The sequence below is a fragment of the Oscillatoria nigro-viridis PCC 7112 genome (assembly GCF_000317475.1).
Classification (GTDB): domain Bacteria; phylum Cyanobacteriota; class Cyanobacteriia; order Cyanobacteriales; family Microcoleaceae; genus Microcoleus; species Microcoleus nigroviridis.
The window spans coordinates 5,577,089-5,593,308 of the sequence record NC_019729.1 but is presented as its reverse complement, the minus strand read 5'-3'; the positions used below and the strand labels follow the sequence as shown (position 1 = coordinate 5,593,308).

The following is a 16,220-nucleotide window of genomic DNA, read 5'->3' as shown; positions in this document are numbered from 1 at the left end:
TGCAAAAGATTAATTTCAGGATATACTACTGTAACTCGGTCAGATATGTGGAGTTAATATCGTCAACTCCTAAAATAGGTACACAAAGTCATGAGCATTACAATTGAGAACGTATCGAAACACTTCGGCTCCTTCCACGCCATTGACAACGTGAGTTTGAAAATAAAAAACGGCTCTCTAGTCGCGCTTTTAGGGCCTTCCGGTTCGGGGAAATCGACTCTGCTGAGGATGATTGCCGGACTCGAACCGCCGGACACGGGTCATATTTACTTGATCGGCGAGGATGCTACTCAGCAGTCGGTGCAGGAGAGGCATATCGGTTTTGTGTTTCAGCACTACGCTTTGTTCAAACACATGAGTATTCGGAAAAATATTGCTTTTGCGATGGAAATTCGCAAAGTTCCTCAAGACTCTATTCGCAGGCGGGTTGATGAACTTTTGGATTTAGTGCAGTTGACAGGTTTGGGCGATCGCTATCCTTCGCAACTTTCCGGGGGCCAGCGCCAGCGGGTGGCTTTGGCCAGAGCTCTAGCAGTTCAACCAAAAGTGCTGCTGCTAGACGAACCTTTTGGAGCATTAGATGCTAAAGTCCGCAAAGAATTGCGATCGTGGCTGCACAACCTTCACAAAGAAGTTAACATCACCACAGTTTTTGTGACTCACGATCAAGAAGAAGCTATGGAAGTAGCCGATGAAATTGTGGTGATGAACAAAGGTAGAGTCGAACAAATTGGCACTCCTGCTGAAATTTACGACAAACCGGCATCAGCTTTTGTGATGAGTTTTATTGGGCCGGTCAATGTGCTGTCGAATGCTGCGGGTTTGTTCGCCAGCAACGCCACAACGGCTCACAAGAACGGAGCCGCTCATTCTGAAGTAGTGTTTTTGCGCCCCCACGACGTGGAAATTAAAACTAAGCCGGAGTCTGGTTTTGCATTAGCAAAAGTCAACCGCATCATTCATTTAGGGCGGGAAATACAAACCGAGTTACTGTTAGAATCGCAGCAGGTAGTAACAGCTTACGTGAGTCGCGAGCGCTTCGATTCTCTACAGTTAACGCGAGATCAGCAGGTTTACGTCAAACCCAAAAACGCGATGACTTTCCCTGCTTATTCAATTTAAATCAGCGGCTGCATCTTACTCAAAATACTATCGGGGAGCTTTTACAAAACACTGCTCCCACATCGTTACCAGGCTCGTGCCTGGTAATGCTGTCTCGTGGCTCTAAATCGGAGGCCGAGCCTCCTGAAATTCATTCCCAGGCAGAGCCTGGGAAGGGGAAAAAGCTTCCTCCTGAAATTTTGAGTGGGAACGATAAAAAAAGGTCAGCGAAGAATATGAATGCTAACAAATTGTTCAATTTAGCAACTAGCAATTTACTTGCTTATCGCCGTTACATTCAGGCAGGATTAACACTTTGTGCAGGATTGGGACTGTCTGCGATCGCCTCTTCAGTTGCGTACAATTGGGAATACAAATCCATGCAAGCCGAACTGCAAGAGCGACTGGACAAGATAGCTACAGAGATTCAGAGAGATGTTAGCGGCAATTTAGAAATAATTCGTGCTGCTGGGGCATTTTACAGCGTATTTGACGGCGTTAAAAAACCAGAAATTAATACATTTGTTGGTACTGCCATGTACCGCCATCCTAGCCTGAAGGCGATCGCTTGGCTGCCCCGTGTTTCTGAGTCGCCGCAATTCCTGACTGATGAAATAGATTTAGGTTTAGATTTGACTGCCAATCGGCTTGCGTTAGAAAAAGCCGTAAAAAGACAAGAAATTATCGCGACTGACCGCCAAAAATGGTCTTCACAAAATCAACCAAGCGTCTTTGTATTTATGCCAATTTTTAGTCAAATTTCTGCTGGCGATCCCGCAGGCTTGCCTGAAAATTTTTCTGCTAGGGAACCAGAAAATTTGAAAGGTTTTACTCTCGGGGTTTTGCTGGTTGACGCTATTGTTAAATCTGCTTTACAGGAAACTAAACTCAACTTTATTAATGTGTATCTGCAAGATGCTATGGCTCCTGAAGCAGAAAGATTTCTCGCTTTTTACGAAGCAAAGACTAAAAGGATAATTACCGACGAAAAGATGAAAAATAAACTCCCAATTGGGGAAAGAGCTTACTGCCCGGACGGCAGCAGTTGTACCCGCATTCTCAATATTGAAAATCGCAGGTGGTTGCTGCAACTGCGGCTAACGCCAGAGTACATTAATCCTCTAAGATTTTGGCGTTCTTTGACTGTTTTAATTTTTGGGACAATCTTAACTTTAGCGGCGACACTTTATCTAATGAGCTTGTGGAATTATACCGCTAGAATTGAAAAAATAGCAGCAGAACGCACGGCTAAATCTAAACAGCTAGAGCAAACGTTGCAAGAATTGCAGCAAACTCAAACTCAACTGATTCAGCAGGAAAAAATGTCTAGTTTGGGTTTATTAGTTGCTGGTGTAGCCCACGAAGTTAACAATCCAATTAGTTTTATTTACGGCAATATTCAACACGCCAGCGCATATAGTAGCGATTTGTTGGAGTTGGTAAAACTCTACCAAAAACACTATTTACACCCTCCCTCGGAAATTTCCGAGTATTTAGAAAATATTGACTTTGACTTTCTCAGCAAAGATTTGCCGCAACTGCTGTCTTCGATGAAAATAGGAGCCGATCGCATTGTTCAAATTGTCAAATCTTTGCGGAATTTCTCTCGTTTAGACGAAAGCGAAATGAAACCTGTCAACATCCATGAAGGCATTGACAGCACTCTGCTAATTCTGCAAAGCCGCCTGAAAGCTACAGCCGATCGCCCCGCGATCGAGATTGTTAAAAACTACTGCCATTTACCTTTAGTAGAGTGCTATGCCGGACAATTAAATCAGGTGTTTATGAATATTCTGGCTAATGCGATCGACGCCCTTGAGAGTTACAACCTCGATCGCGGGCCCCAAGCAGCGAAAGCCAATCCGATCGCGATCGCCATAACCACAGAATATTCGACGATCCCCGATAAAATAATTGTGCGGATATCCGACAACGGCCCCGGTATGGCAGAAAATGTCAAAAAACGGCTGTTCGACCCCTTCTTTACGACGAAACCAGCCGGAAAAGGGACGGGATTGGGACTGTCAATCAGCTATAAAATTGTCGTAGAAAAGCACAAGGGTACGCTGCGCTGCGATTCGACACCGGGATTGGGGACGGAATTTTCGATCGAGATTCCGCTGCGGCAAGAAGTCAGACAAGCTGTACCGTTTGTTTCGCGGAAAATATCGGAGGCAGCTTAGAAAGGGCTGGGGAAGAAAAATTTTTTCCCGTTAACTACTGTAATTCGGTCGAGTTATAGTATTATATGTAATAATGCCAAAACCAATACTGCTTTATGCAGCTTAAACCGTGGGCACTGCCGATACTGTATAACCCAAACACGGCGAGACTAAATATGTTCAGTGACTTGCAAATTATTTACGAACGCGACCCTGCGGCGCGCAACTGGCTGGAAGTATTATTTTGCTATCCGGGACTGCAAGCACTTTTTTTGCACCGAACAGCAAACTGGCTTTATTCGGCCGGCCTGCCGTTTGTACCGCGCTTGATTTCCCAACTGAGTCGCTTTTTAACAGGTATTGAGATTCACCCAGGTGCGAAAATTGGTAGGGGCGTGTTTATCGACCACGGCATGGGGGTGGTAATTGGCGAAACTGCGATCGTTGGAGATTATGCTGTAATTTATCAAGGAGCCACCATTGGCGGTACGGGCAAAGAAATAGGAAAACGGCATCCAACGCTGGGAGAAAATGTAGTGGTAGGAGCCGGTGCTAAAGTTTTAGGCAATATTCAAATTGGCAATAATGTTCGGATTGGTGCGGGTTCGGTAGTGCTCCGGGATGTCCCTAGCGATTGCACAGTTGTGGGAATTCCCGGCCGCATTATCTCTAGGAAAAAGCAGGTGGAAGATACTCTAAATTCTCAAGGTCTACCGGATTTGGAAGCTCAAGCGATTCGAGCTTTGTTCGATAGAATTAAGGATTTAGAAGAGCAGGTTGCTTTTTTAAAATCTCAATTATCTCCGCTCAAAACAACTCAATCAGAGCCAGCAGAGGTCGCAAAACATGAATTATTTCTGTCTTCCGATTTATTCATTACACAGTTTTTAGACGGTGCAGGAATCTAGTAAAGCTTTAATTTATATAGATTTTTGCCAGCCACACTATCCTGCTGTCATTGGACAAACTAACTTTTATTATTTCAGTAACTGGCTATGACTATTGCTTCTCTTTCCACTAAAACTTTTGATGAAACGAGCAGACATATATTTGCTCGACGCTCGCACTTGCCCAACAGAAGCAATGCTCTGTGGCGAATTGAAACTGGAGTAGTGCGAACTGTAACGTGGCTTGAAGATGGCACAATTATCACCTTGGGATTGTGGGGGCCTGGTGATACCATCGGCAAACAGATCTCAAAATGCGATCCTTTTCAAATTGAATGCCTCACTAAAGTCGAAGCAATTTTACTATCGGGCGAGCGCTGGCTAAATAGAGATATTTTGCTCACTCACATTCAGCAGGCTGAAGATTTTATGGTAATGCGAGGTTACAAAAGAGTTGATTTTATGCTCTATCAACTATTAACTTGGCTGGCTAAGAGGTTTGGTTCTGAGGTAGAGCGAGGACATCTGATCGATATGATTTTAACGCATCAGGATATTGCAGAAATCCTCGGTACAAGTCGCGTAACTGTCACTCGCACCCTCGGTCATTTTGAGCAGCAAGGCTTGATCGATCGTCTGCCATTCCACCGGATTATTCTCCAACCTTCTGAGGTGTGGCACTACGAAATATAAAAAAATAAATATTAACTGTTAATAGTGTAGGGTTGCTGATGTAGGTGGTAGGAATGCGGTCGAAATATTTTTTTCGGTCACAATGCGATATTCGAGCAAATTCAGAGTTCTCTAGACAACAGATAATTTGTATCGAATTTGCGTTAATTAAATTTTCTCATCGACTTGTCAATAAGTTCAAAAGCAAGGGCGACGATCGCACTTGCTTTTTTCTTGGTGTTGATTTCTTTCTTCTCACTGCCAACAGATGCGATATCTCGCACCTGTTGACTACCCTTAAGTAGGTGAGTATGACTCAACTTAACGATGAAACAGCATATATCCGCCTACCTACTTAGCAGTTACTTTAAGGCGGGGGTATTGCTTGTAAAATACTCGCTCCCTGCAACATTTGAGACTTTCGGGCTCTACCCGCTTCTGGGTATTCCCAAGATGGTGCAAAGGGCGGAACCAAGAAGGGGCAGGCTTTCCAGCCACCCTGTACCGCCACGCCGAGCATCAGGCAGTTTCCGCCCCTGTGCCCGTGCTGCTCGTAATACCGACAGTGCCGACAGCTTAAATTGCCTACATTTACGTTGCTCACGGGATTTCTCCAACCGTTTTTATAATAAAAATATATTAACACCTATACACCTACCGGAATTGTGTACTATGATATAGTGTACAATTTAAACTCGATCGCGAGTGGGAAATGTGGAACTATCTTCTAGAGTAGAATATGCCTTGTTAGCGCTCTTGGAACTGGCGAGCCACCACCCGAAGGATTCGCCCCTAACAGTAAACGAAATTACTGCTTCTCAAGAGATACCGGAACGCTATCTAGACCAAATTCTTGCCGTGCTGCGGCGTGCGAGTATCGTCCAGAGTCTGCGGGGCGCTAAAGGCGGTTATTTGCTGGCAAAAGAGCCTTGGCAGATTACTTTGCTAGAGGTGTTTTCGACTCTCGAAGGTGACGGCAGCGGCAACACCCAAAAAGTTTCGGAATCTGCAACAATAGAAAAAACTGCGGTGCTAGAAATATGGCAGGAAGCTCGACAGGCATCTTGGGAGGTTTTGGGCAAATACACATTACAAGATTTGTGCGAACAGCGGGATGTTCGCAAACAAGCACATCCCATGTACTACATTTAATAGGAGAGAAATTAAGCCATGAAAATTGCTAAGGATGTTACAGAAATAATTGGCAGAACTCCTTTAGTTCAGCTCAATAAAATTCCGCAAGCCGAAGGAGTAGTTGCTCAAATTGTGGCCAAATTGGAAGGGATGAATCCGGCTGCGTCGGTGAAAGATCGGATTGCCGCCAGCATGATTCAGGCGGCAGAAGATGCGGGGTTAATTCAACCGGGGAAAACTATTTTAGTTGAACCGACTTCAGGCAATACTGGAATTGCTTTGGCAATGATCGCGGCGGCGAAAGGCTACAGTCTGATTTTAACAATGCCGGATACGATGAGTTTAGAGCGCAGATCGATGCTGAAAGCTTACGGAGCTCGGTTGGAATTAACTCCGGGACATGAAGGGATGTTAAGCGCGATCGCCCGTGCGGAAGAAATTGTAGAAGAAACCCCCGACGCTTTCATGCTGCAACAGTTTCGCAACCCCGCTAATCCGAAAATTCACCGGGCAACCACGGCCGAGGAAATTTGGGAAGATACAGAGGGTAAAGTAGATTTTTTAGTGGCTGGAGTTGGCACCGGCGGTACGATTACGGGAGTTGCTGAGGTAATTAAACAGCGGAAACCGAGTTTTAAGGCGATCGCAGTTGAACCAGCCAGCAGCCCCGTGCTTTCTGGAGGAAAATCTGGTGCTCACAAAATTCAAGGGATTGGTGCAGGATTCATCCCGGAAGTGTTGAAACTAGAGTTAATTGATGAGGCGATCGCAGTTAGCGACGCAGATGCGATCGCCTACAGCCGCCGACTTGCCAGAGAAGAAGGATTGTTGTCAGGAATTTCTGCAGGCGCCGCTTTGTGTGCCGCAGTTCAAGTCGGCAAGCGTCCCGAAAATGCAGGAAAATTGATAGTTTTTGTGCAGCCTTCTTATGGCGAACGCTACCTCAGTACAGTCTTGTTCAAAGACTTAGAATTGCCGACAGTCAGCGAACTCGAAGCATTAGTCAGCAATTATTAATACGTAGTAGGGGCGATCGTCATTACTGCGACATAGCTATCAGCTTAACCCGAAAGACCGCCAGGGAATTAATTCCCTGGCTCAAAGCGAAAGTCCTCGCTATGAGGACTAATGAGTTAATAGTCCTCATAGCGAGGACTTCAGCTTTTAGGCAGGGGTTTAAACCCCTGCCGAAATGCAGCGAAAGCGCATATTTGTTGACAGCAATACTCCTGACATTACCCTACCTTTCAGACTTGATACAACTTCCAACTAGCCATCGCCAACATTCCGTAAATCACAAACTTAAGCGGGCGTTGGGGCATAATTTTGCAGAATTTAGCACCTACTAAAACTCCCGGCACCGAACCCAACCAAATTGGCAAAACTAAACTCCAGTCTACTGTTCCGAGGCTGAGATGTCCCAGAGATGTAAACACCAACAAAATTGCCGCCTGCGAAATATCTGTACCCACCAATTTAGAAGTATCCAGGCGGAAAAAAGCAATCAGCAACAGTGCAAACATCGAACCGGAAGACACGCTAGTGATTCCCACTATGCAGCCTAAAATTGCTGCCGCACTCACAGTACAAATACGGCCAGAATTAGTATTTAAGTCCCATTTAGGGGGCGAAGGCAATTTAAAATTAGGGAAAAATGTTTTGACCGCTAATTGGGTCAGCGATAAAGCGACAATTAGTGCGATCGCTACTCCGAGAACGCGCAGCAATATGCTGTCTAAGTCCTGACTTCCGCTGGATTTGATGCAGTGTAAAATCCACACGCCAGTCAGCGAACCGGGCACGCTGCCCAAAGCCAGCCACTTAACTATTTGCAAGTCTAGGGTCTTTTGCTGCCAGTGTTTGAAGCCGCCAACAACTTTCATCAGTGTGGCAGCTACGACATCTGAACTAATAGCAATTGAGGCTGGAATTTGGAAAACAAAAATTAACATTGGGGTGATGAGGGAGGCTCCGCCCACTCCGGTCAAACCAACGATAATGCCCACAAAAAAGCTGAGAAAAGATAGTAATAAGTAGTTCACTGTTATGCCCAAAAACTGTGTATTTAAGCGCTGCAAACCAACAAATAGATAACTTTGGCGGCTCCTGCAACACAGCTACACAGGCTAAATCTCACTTGCATTTCAAGATTTTTTACCAACAAGCTGCCTCTTAAACGCTTTAGAGTGGTCGCGTTTTCAGCAACAATATTTTTGGTAAAAGTAAGTAAATGCAAATAAACAAGACTACATCAATTGTAGTGTAAAAGCTCCCTGATTTTCTTAAATGTACCTGTGTAACTGCTCTAAAACCCGGGATTCATTTATGGGGTTTATATTCTGCCTTCTACCTTGAAGTGACGTTCGTCACAGGTAAAACATAGCTGAGGTTAACCGAGTCCTTGCCGGAAAACAAATCGGGAGTATCGAGAACATTAAAATGAATCAATGCCACAATGACAAGAGTGAAGGCTGTTGAGGAAACTAAACCCGTCAATAACTCTTTTTTGAGGTTCTTTTCCTTGGGTTTGTCTGTAAAAACATCTAAAGTTCCTAGCTGCATCAACAGAATTCCCACAATATTGGAAAGCCAGTAGCCGACAATTGTGCAAGGAAACAGTAAATCTGGGGAAAGCCAACTACAGATATACCCAAAGGCGTAGGCAATTGGCAGATTGAAAAATATGTCGTTCCACCAACACAGGGGTGATAGCAAATATCCAATTCCCAGAAGCAACCCGCCTCGGATTTTTTTAAACCAGACTTCCTTAAAGCCCTTAGCTTGTGGCAACTGTTGGGTAAGTTGTCCTGCAAGCTGGTACTCTTCACTGACTTTTTTAGCGTTTTCCACGTCAATAACTCATAACTCGATCGACTTACCGTAGTTTAGCATCCCGACAAAGCTATGTCTAGCAAGTCAATCGAGTTACCGTATTTTCTTGTCGATCGCCTCAATCTACTTTGTTTCCGGTACAAGAATATCGATGAGGGAGAGGTTGTTGAGAATGCTGGCTGCTGTCGGTTTAGGCTGCGATCGAGAAATTGAAAGCTTCGGGCAAATGCTTGACTGTTTGCCAAAGATATGACGTATCGATACCCCAGTAAAATTGCAGGTAAACGAGCAAAAGCCCGATCGCGACTGTCACGCCGAGCAATTTAGGGACTATTTTCGCGACAGTCTCCAGCACTGCGAATGCTGCCCAGATAGCAGCACCTAAGATGAGAATGGAAGCGATCGTGGCAACTGTATCGCTGTTCATGGTTAACTCCTGTTGAAAATCAATCGGGTATTACAAGACTACTTGGGCCCAGGGCGGCTGCCAAAATTGAATAAACTACTCCAATCCCCAATAAGCCCACAGCAAAACTGAAAAATAAAACCATGCCGTCTGGGGGATTGTAGGTATCGCGGTCAATTTGGTGGCGAACGGTGAAGTAATGCTTAGTTGAGATTAAGACTGTCGCCCAACCTATTAGAGAGAAGATTAAACCCAACTTCCACCCCATCGCCTCGCGGTAATGTACGGGCATTTGCACGACGCGAAGTCGGATGATGATGACGCCAAAACCCATGAGTGCGATCGCGGCCCGCATCCATGCTAAGAAGGTGCGTTCATTAGCCGATCGATCGATCGCCCGCGACAGATTTTGCTGCTTTGGTTTCTCATCATCTACTTGCATCGGTTTGAACGATAATTGCACGCGATCGAACTCTTTAATATTCATATTAAACCGCCACCATTATTCAGGTGCCATCAAACCAAATGAGCTAGAAGGAACGGTGAACATATAATAAATTACCCCAGCCCCTAGGATTGCGATCGCGAGGCTAAAAATAATTACCCAGCGATCTGTAGGTTCATAAGTATCGTAATCGATATCGTGACGGACGCCAAAGTAGTGCTTAGTTGAGAATAACACCGTCAGCAAACCCACTGCTGAAAAAAGCAAACCCAACTTCCAGCCATTGCCGGGAGTTGGGAGTAGAGGGGGATGAAAGGTGCGAAGGCGCACGATAACTACGCCAAAACCCATCAGCGATATTGCTGTCCGCATCCATGCTAAATAAGTGCGCTCGTTTGCCAAGTGATCCCGCACCCGCGACGGATTTGGTCGCTTAATCTTTTCTGTAATTACTTTCGTGGATTTCCAATTTAATAGCATAGATAAACCTTTTAATTTTAACGGGAAATGAGAAGGTCAACCGATATATTTTCGCTGGGACGATTATCCGCCCGGTATCTATACCAGGCGGAATTTTGCGTTGCAACGGGCTTTACACAGCCGATCGCATTACAACTTCACCAAAACTAATCATTTTCCTCAGTAGGTGCGTTGGGAACTTGCGTATCTATGTAAGCCTGAGTAACGTCAGGAACAAACCAATTCGCATCCCCAGGCTGGAAAACCTTAGCAGTAGGAACGTTGAATTCTACAGCCCCCGTATCGGGATTAGCTCTCGCTACGAGTTGAGTTCCGTCAACTATCTTAACAGCTAGACCGCCCGTCAATGCTTCTGAAGGTCGATCGGTCGTTCTTAAATCGGTTGCTTTGATATCGCTGGGTAGATAAATTCCATCGCAATCCCATTTATGTTTAGTTGTTTGGCCGTCAGCTAGAAAATAAAGGGCATTCTCGTAAGTAGAAGAAGCGGCTTTTTTGCCTTTCGGGCCGTAGACTGCCAGGGTTTTTCCTGTCTCGTTGCGGCACTGACCCCAAGGTTTTCCCGTTTCTAAAGTGTATTTTTGAAACTCCAATTGAGCGATTTTTTGCTGAAGTTGCTCGGGGGTATAAGTCTCGGCAAGATTGGGTGCGTCTTTCGCTGTTTTGAGAGTGTTCAGAGCTTGAGTCACCTCTATGTAATCTGGATTGGTCGCATATTTCGGAGTTTTTGGAGCATCGGCCCAGGATGGGGGAACGAATACTAAATTGGCGGTCATTACCAAGATCGCTAAAACAAATTTGAAGATTTTCACAATTTTTCTCCTTTTCTAGATTGTCAGGTTTTTTCAACTTTCTCTTTGCTTGCTATTTCAGGACTTAGGCAAAAACGAACTATCTTTAACTGGTTTGCCGGAAAAACCAAATTTTGCAGAATCGAAAAATCTGGTTTTTTAGGATTAGACCTCTTGTCAAAGTCGAGCGGCGTGGGGTAGTAGCCAAGTGTTCGGGAAATATTTTATGGATTCCTCCTCAAGCTTTTAGCTGAGTTTGATTCCCCACTACAGAATTTCTTGAAAAGACAGGTATATTCTTGCCTGAGTCTGGCAATTGGCTAGCTCAAAAGATGGTGTCAACTTTCGTGAATACTTGAGGCTAAATTAGTTTGAAGCTGCTTTTAGCTGGGTAACTCACTTGATTATTAACTTACCATATTTTTTGATAAATGTCAAGCGATTTATCGCAACTTTTAAGCAAATAATTGTCAAGAAAAAACTGATGATTTAGGGCTTATGAATTGTAGCAAATAATCTACCTATAGAGGGATGAAAATAGCGGATCATTGGCTAATCATTAGTTAGATTGAAATAGCGGGAGCAGCCGATAACTACCGCTTTCAATCAGGATGAATATTCCCAAACCAATCAAGACAAAAGGGACAACAGCCTTGGTATAGCGAGTCAAAATAGGGGCGATCGCCCTGTGGCGAGTTAACCAGTAAGCGGCATAAGACCAAACACCTACCATCACCGAGAAAACCGCCAGAATCACCACCAAGCTCGGCAAATCGCTGCTAGCAAACAGCGGCAAATAAATGCCGATATTGTCACCCCCGTTGGCTACTGTTACCGCAGCCACATTCAAAGTTTGGGGATTGAAAAGATTGGCGAGTTTTGACACAGCAGATGAGTTAGATTTCCGGTTAAATTCGCCCGATACCGCTTGTACGTCATTTTCCTCATTTTCTCTCTTGACTAAGTGACTGATGCCGATCGCGATCGGAACCAAACCCAGCAAGCCAATCCAAGCTTTCGGCACAATTAAACCGCCAAAAAAACCTGGCAAACTAGCAGCGATGAGTGCGGCAAATCCGAGGTACTTACCCACAAAGATATGCCGGGGGCGGAAAGTATCATTTACCTGGGCGAAGAACAGCATCGAAATCACCATATCGTCGATATTGGTTGCGGCAAAAGATGTAATCCCGGCAATAATCGCTGCTGCAATCCAATTCATGTGCTGTCCCTGCAATTTTTCTAAACTTCAGTTTCGCTGGCGTTACTTCTGCTCATAGTTATCAAACAGAAACCGCAACCAACTAAAGATATTATACTTAAAGTTGGGCTTGCCAGAGTGCCGCTTTTCACCAGAATCGCCATTCCCAATCCGATCAGAACAAAAGGTACTAATTGATTGCCGTAGCGAGTCAAAGTATCCGCGATCGCCCGCATCTGAATTAACCGATAAGCAGCGTAGCACCAAACGCCCACCATCGCGAAGAATACAGCGAGAATCACCGCCAAACTTTCTAAAGTATTGCTAGCAAAAAGCGGTACATATATCCCGATATTGTCGCCCCCATTTGCCACCGTCACCCCTGCTACGCTGTAAGTTTGAGGAGACAGAAAATTTCTAAAAAAAGAGTTCTCAGATTGCTCTAATTCTGCCTCAGCTTCCGAATCGTCTGTTTCTGGATTCAGCAAGCGGCTAAGCCCGATCGCAATTGGCAGCAAACCCAGCATTCCGATCCAATCTGGCGGAAATATTAAGCGGCCAAAAAACCCCGGAATGCTAACCAAAACCAGTGCACTGAAGCCCAGAAACTGACCGAAGACGATATGCCTGCGCCGAAATACTGCATTCACCTGCGAGAAAAACAGCAGCAGAATCAGAATATCGTCAAGATTCGTAGCTGTAAAAGCTGTCATACCCGTAGAAATTGCTGTTAGTAATTCATTCATTTCTGTGTCTCCTTAATTTGTACGATCGGTTTTTATGCTGATTTGTTCGCGGGTAAATTGTTGAATTTAATCAAAGTCAATTTTGCATTGGGTCGGTCGTTTATCCCGCAGTCCGGCAGGGGTTTAAACCCCTGCCTCATAGCTCAAGTCCTCGCTATGAGGACTGAAGAATTTATGAGCCATCTGCCAAATAAATTATCAGTAATCTGCCGAAGAAATTATCAGTAATCTTTAGTCCTCATAGCGAGGACTTTTGCTAAAAGCCCCGTGGAATTAATTCCCTGGCGGTTTTTGCGGCTAAATTAACATCTATAAACACCGCCCTACAACTACTAATCAAAGCTGTTGTTGTCGATCGATACTGCTTTTAATCGAACACCGCCGTAAATTGTATTATCTTCCTCGAATTGGGCGTGAATTGCGTCAATACCCTGCTCCATCGAACCCACAAGTTCAGGAGAACGCAGCCGCTGCAAGACAAACCATCCGCAAGTAGCAACCAAATACATCAAGAACAAGTAAGGAAACGCATCGTAAGGAGCTTCGGGAACTGGGAACATAGTGCTGCCTGGAATGCCCACACTGCCCGCAATCGGAATCATCATAAATGCGATCGCCGCCACCGAGAACCCTACATCCTGCAGGCGCAATTTACGAATTTTGTGCAGGTAAACCGGGGCGGCGATCGAAATCAAGATGTATACCGTTAAAAATCCGTAGCTGCAAATTGCCCCCAAATAACCCATACAATCGAACAGTTTGATGTTAAACATAGACATCACAGCCGGCACCAAAAATGTCATAAATGTACACATCGTTACTGCAACGTGGGGAGTTCTATTAGACGAATGCGCTACACCTAATGAAGAGTGAAACAAACCGTGGCGCGCCATCATAAAAAACACTCTCGCCGCTGGATTTATGCTGCCGAGCACGCAAGCAAAAAAGCTAAATAAAGCGCCTACAGCCACTAACTGTCCCAGCCAACCCATGCCCACTTGTTGCGCTAGAAAAGTCAGAGGTTCTTCACTATTAGTAATAGAAACTCCAGTACCGCTAAAACCCAAAACCTCAATATAGGTCATCAGAACGAAGAATAAGCCTGCCATGACAGCACTGCCAATGACAGCCCTGGGGATATTTTTTAAGGGTTTTTTCGCTTCGTCGCCCAGAGATGTAGCGCTTTCAAAACCAGAGAAACCAAACATGACTAATACAAGTCCCGTCGCTATGTTCCCCGGAGTTACGCCTTCCAAAGTTAATTGCGACATATCCAGGGCAAAACCTTTGTGCGCCCAGATGATGATTCCCAAAATAAAAATCGCCGCCACTGATGCCCCCTCCAGCCACAGCATCGCCATAGCGGAGAGTTGGATATCTTTATAACCTGCATACCAAGCAACGCCCGCCCCGATCGCTAACAGCGTAATCGGTGACGGATGGATGCCTAAATGACCGATGAAAGTACCCGTAAAGTTGGCAAAACCACACAAAACGGACATCGCAGTAAATAGATAAGCCAGTACCAAACTCCAGCCGCAAATTACGCCTGCCGTCGGGCCAAGTCCTTTAACAATGTAAGAATAAAGAGAACCAGCAGAAGCCGATCGACTCGCAAATTGGTTGATATTGATGCTGACAAATACTAGGCCCATCAAGCCGATGAGAAAGCTCAGCCAAGTACCGTTTCCTGAAAGAGCTACGATTAACCCTATATTAGATGCTGGTATCGTTGTAGGTGCAATGACAGCAAAGGATTGAGCTAAAACCTCCCCGAACGAGAGGCAGTCCGGCTTTAAGCCGTGAGGACTGTGATTTTTTGGCGTTTTCTTAGTCATTTATCTTCTCTCTTTTGGTCGATCGACTTTTGGCGATCGGCTTAAACTTGTCGGTGCTGCTTCAGCATCGGGCCCTGCATTAGAAGCTTGAGTATCACCTTAAGGCTCTTGACAGGTAGAATCAAATGGTGTTTTTTATCGAATTAATAAATACAAGTGATGCAGTGCCGCCGCAAAAGAACTGTTGGAAGACGAGACGTATCTGTTCCCCAAAGCCCAAACCCTTGATGTTAAAAGGAAACATTAAATACCGGCTGGCAACCGTGCTTTTTGGGGAATTCCAGCCTGTACCAGAGACTCGATCGAAAAGTTCAAGTCAAAGTTAAGCCGCAAAAAATTTTAATTTCAAAAAATAACTGTATTTAGTAAAAGGGCACTCAGAATGGCCGGAATGACACTTGACCAACTGCGAGTTTTTCTAGCTGTCGCGGAACACCTGCACTTCAGTCGCGCCGCAGAAGAACTTTACATCACCCAACCCGCTGTCAGCGCGACAATCCAAAGCTTAGAGGCGCAATACGGAGTAAAACTATTTCACCGCATCGGCCGCCACATCGAAATTACTGAAGCCGGGAAGTTGCTGCAAGTTGAAACGCAGAAAATTCTCGACCAAGTTGCTTTGACTGAGAGAGGTTTGCGGGAGTTGAACGACTTGCAGCGAGGCGATTTAAAATTGGGTTGCAGTCTGACCATTGGCAATTATTGGTTGCCTGATAAAATTAGCAAGTTCAAACAGAAATATCCCGGTATTTGCGTGAATTGTACTCTTGCAAATGCCGAAGAAATTTGTGCGGGTACGGCGACGGGAACATTTGATTTGGGTTTAGTGACGGGAGACATCAAAGCTTCGCTTAAGAGCACTCTTGAGGAAGAAATTGTAGGCAGCGAACGCTTGCTGATTGTAGTTGGCAAATCTCACCCTTGGTTTGAACGTGCAGAGGTGAGTTTAGCGGAAATTGTGCAAACGGATTGGGTGATGCGAGAAGCTGGTTCTGGAGTTCAGCAAATGTTGGAACAAGCTTTGCAAAGTTGGGGTATTAATCCCCGTGAATTGAATGTAACTTTAGTTTTGAACAGCAGCGAAATGGTAAAAGCAGTGGTGGAAAGCGGCACAGGTGCCGCGGCTATTCCTGAATTGATGGTAAAAAAAGAATTGCAGCTATCTACACTGCGAGAAATTAAAATTATAGATAGCCAAGCAAGTTCAAATTTAGGTCTTGAAATAATTAAACCCGTTTTGAAACTGAAGCACCGACAGCGTTTTCAAACAGGAATTACTAAAGCTTTTGAACAGATATTAACTGAATTTGCTAGTAATTGGTAAGATCCGCGTAGGGACACTCCATGAGCCTATTAGTGTCAACTTAAGCTGTCAGTCCGCCCAGTCCTTCCGTCCGCCCGTCAGTCCGCCAGGGGTTGAAACCCCTGTCTAATAGCTAAAGTCCTCTCAAAGAGGACTGAAGAACTCATTAGTCGTCTTCAGACGACTTTAGCTTTGAGGCAGGGGTTTCAACCCTTGCCGGAC

Annotated in this window: 17 protein-coding genes; 7 read left to right on the top strand and 10 right to left on the bottom strand. The window is 45.0% G+C overall.

The genetic code is table 11. From position 1 onward, the window contains the following. Nucleotides 1-90 precede the first annotated feature (90 nt). The 4 genes from OSC7112_RS23185 to OSC7112_RS23170 all read left to right on the top strand — a co-directional run bounded on the left by OSC7112_RS23185 (nt 91) and on the right by OSC7112_RS23170 (nt 4,843). Nucleotides 91-1,122 carry a sulfate/molybdate ABC transporter ATP-binding protein gene (locus OSC7112_RS23185; protein ID WP_015178189.1) on the top strand — a complete coding sequence of 344 codons (1,032 nt, stop codon included), beginning with the start codon at nt 91-93 and terminating at the stop codon, nt 1,120-1,122. Nucleotides 1,123-1,337: 215 nt separating this feature from the next. Next, complete coding sequence (locus tag OSC7112_RS23180; protein WP_041622698.1) at nt 1,338-3,284, top strand: ATP-binding protein; 1,947 nt, start codon at nt 1,338-1,340, stop codon at nt 3,282-3,284. A gap of 155 nt (nt 3,285-3,439) precedes the next feature. After that, nucleotides 3,440-4,171, top strand: coding sequence for a serine O-acetyltransferase (cysE, locus tag OSC7112_RS23175; RefSeq protein ID WP_397319597.1), 732 nt, complete (start codon nt 3,440-3,442; stop codon nt 4,169-4,171). 87 nt (nt 4,172-4,258) lie between these two features. Beyond that, nucleotides 4,259-4,843, top strand: a complete 585-nt coding sequence (locus tag OSC7112_RS23170; RefSeq protein ID WP_015178186.1) for a Crp/Fnr family transcriptional regulator — start codon at nt 4,259-4,261, stop codon at nt 4,841-4,843. A 346-nt stretch (nt 4,844-5,189) separates the two neighbouring features. On the opposite strand, the gene OSC7112_RS23165 is transcribed toward OSC7112_RS23170, so the two are convergent. Beyond that, nucleotides 5,190-5,426, bottom strand: a complete 237-nt coding sequence (locus tag OSC7112_RS23165; protein WP_015178185.1) for a hypothetical protein — start codon at nt 5,424-5,426, stop codon at nt 5,190-5,192. A gap of 110 nt (nt 5,427-5,536) precedes the next feature. On the opposite strand from OSC7112_RS23165, the gene OSC7112_RS23160 reads away from it, so the two are divergent. Together OSC7112_RS23160 and cysK are read left to right on the top strand one after the other, a co-directional pair. After that, nucleotides 5,537-5,974: an RrF2 family transcriptional regulator gene (locus OSC7112_RS23160; protein ID WP_015178184.1), complete on the top strand. Its 438-nt coding sequence runs from the start codon at nt 5,537-5,539 to the stop codon at nt 5,972-5,974. An 18-nt stretch (nt 5,975-5,992) separates the two neighbouring features. Next, nucleotides 5,993-6,973 (top strand): cysteine synthase A, encoded by a 981-nt coding sequence (cysK, locus tag OSC7112_RS23155; RefSeq protein WP_015178183.1) that lies wholly within the window; start codon nt 5,993-5,995, stop codon nt 6,971-6,973. 230 nt (nt 6,974-7,203) lie between these two features. On the opposite strand, the gene OSC7112_RS23150 is transcribed toward cysK, so the two are convergent. The 9 genes from OSC7112_RS23150 to OSC7112_RS23110 all read right to left on the bottom strand — a co-directional run bounded on the left by OSC7112_RS23150 (nt 7,204) and on the right by OSC7112_RS23110 (nt 14,695). Beyond that, nucleotides 7,204-7,998 carry a sulfite exporter TauE/SafE family protein gene (locus OSC7112_RS23150; RefSeq protein ID WP_041623383.1) on the bottom strand — a complete coding sequence of 265 codons (795 nt, stop codon included), beginning with the start codon at nt 7,996-7,998 and terminating at the stop codon, nt 7,204-7,206. Nucleotides 7,999-8,302: 304 nt separating this feature from the next. Beyond that, nucleotides 8,303-8,806, bottom strand: coding sequence for a DUF7980 family protein (locus tag OSC7112_RS23145; protein ID WP_015178181.1), 504 nt, complete (start codon nt 8,804-8,806; stop codon nt 8,303-8,305). Between the two features lie 172 nt (nt 8,807-8,978). After that, nucleotides 8,979-9,215, bottom strand: a complete 237-nt coding sequence (locus tag OSC7112_RS23140; protein WP_015178180.1) for a hypothetical protein — start codon at nt 9,213-9,215, stop codon at nt 8,979-8,981. Between the two features lie 19 nt (nt 9,216-9,234). Next, entirely contained in the window at nt 9,235-9,681 is a 447-nt protein-coding gene (locus OSC7112_RS23135; RefSeq protein WP_015178179.1) for a YidH family protein, read from the bottom strand. Nucleotides 9,682-9,696: 15 nt separating this feature from the next. After that, complete coding sequence (locus OSC7112_RS23130) at nt 9,697-10,119, bottom strand: YidH family protein (protein WP_015178178.1); 423 nt, start codon at nt 10,117-10,119, stop codon at nt 9,697-9,699. A gap of 146 nt (nt 10,120-10,265) precedes the next feature. Further along, nucleotides 10,266-10,931 (bottom strand): hypothetical protein, encoded by a 666-nt coding sequence (locus tag OSC7112_RS23125; protein ID WP_015178177.1) that lies wholly within the window; start codon nt 10,929-10,931, stop codon nt 10,266-10,268. Nucleotides 10,932-11,469: 538 nt separating this feature from the next. Continuing rightward, nucleotides 11,470-12,132 carry a cadmium resistance transporter gene (locus OSC7112_RS23120; RefSeq protein ID WP_015178176.1) on the bottom strand — a complete coding sequence of 221 codons (663 nt, stop codon included), beginning with the start codon at nt 12,130-12,132 and terminating at the stop codon, nt 11,470-11,472. 20 nt (nt 12,133-12,152) lie between these two features. After that, nucleotides 12,153-12,857 carry a cadmium resistance transporter gene (locus OSC7112_RS23115; RefSeq protein WP_015178175.1) on the bottom strand — a complete coding sequence of 235 codons (705 nt, stop codon included), beginning with the start codon at nt 12,855-12,857 and terminating at the stop codon, nt 12,153-12,155. 332 nt (nt 12,858-13,189) lie between these two features. Further along, nucleotides 13,190-14,695, bottom strand: a complete 1,506-nt coding sequence (locus tag OSC7112_RS23110; protein ID WP_015178174.1) for an APC family permease — start codon at nt 14,693-14,695, stop codon at nt 13,190-13,192. A 391-nt stretch (nt 14,696-15,086) separates the two neighbouring features. Between OSC7112_RS23110 and OSC7112_RS23105 the strand changes: the two genes are divergently transcribed. After that, complete coding sequence (locus OSC7112_RS23105; RefSeq protein WP_223300673.1) at nt 15,087-16,019, top strand: LysR family transcriptional regulator; 933 nt, start codon at nt 15,087-15,089, stop codon at nt 16,017-16,019. The last annotated feature ends 201 nt before the right edge of the window (nt 16,020-16,220 follow it).

Excerpts from the sequence above, each read along its gene's own strand:
- OSC7112_RS23185 (WP_015178189.1), top strand. The coding sequence starts at position 91 with ATGAGCATTACAATTGAGAACGTATCGAAACACTTCGGCTCCTTCCAC.
- OSC7112_RS23180 (WP_041622698.1), top strand. The coding sequence starts at position 1,338 with ATGAATGCTAACAAATTGTTCAATTTAGCAACTAGCAATTTACTTGCT.
- cysE (WP_397319597.1), top strand. The coding sequence starts at position 3,440 with ATGTTCAGTGACTTGCAAATTATTTACGAACGCGACCCTGCGGCGCGC.
- OSC7112_RS23170 (WP_015178186.1), top strand. The coding sequence starts at position 4,259 with ATGACTATTGCTTCTCTTTCCACTAAAACTTTTGATGAAACGAGCAGA.
- cysK (WP_015178183.1), top strand. The coding sequence starts at position 5,993 with ATGAAAATTGCTAAGGATGTTACAGAAATAATTGGCAGAACTCCTTTA.
- OSC7112_RS23140 (WP_015178180.1), bottom strand. The coding sequence starts at position 9,215 with ATGAACAGCGATACAGTTGCCACGATCGCTTCCATTCTCATCTTAGGT.
- OSC7112_RS23135 (WP_015178179.1), bottom strand. The coding sequence starts at position 9,681 with ATGAATATTAAAGAGTTCGATCGCGTGCAATTATCGTTCAAACCGATG.
- OSC7112_RS23130 (WP_015178178.1), bottom strand. The coding sequence starts at position 10,119 with ATGCTATTAAATTGGAAATCCACGAAAGTAATTACAGAAAAGATTAAG.
- OSC7112_RS23120 (WP_015178176.1), bottom strand. The coding sequence starts at position 12,132 with ATGAATTGGATTGCAGCAGCGATTATTGCCGGGATTACATCTTTTGCC.
- OSC7112_RS23115 (WP_015178175.1), bottom strand. The coding sequence starts at position 12,857 with ATGAATGAATTACTAACAGCAATTTCTACGGGTATGACAGCTTTTACA.
- OSC7112_RS23110 (WP_015178174.1), bottom strand. The coding sequence starts at position 14,695 with ATGACTAAGAAAACGCCAAAAAATCACAGTCCTCACGGCTTAAAGCCG.
- OSC7112_RS23105 (WP_223300673.1), top strand. The coding sequence starts at position 15,087 with ATGACACTTGACCAACTGCGAGTTTTTCTAGCTGTCGCGGAACACCTG.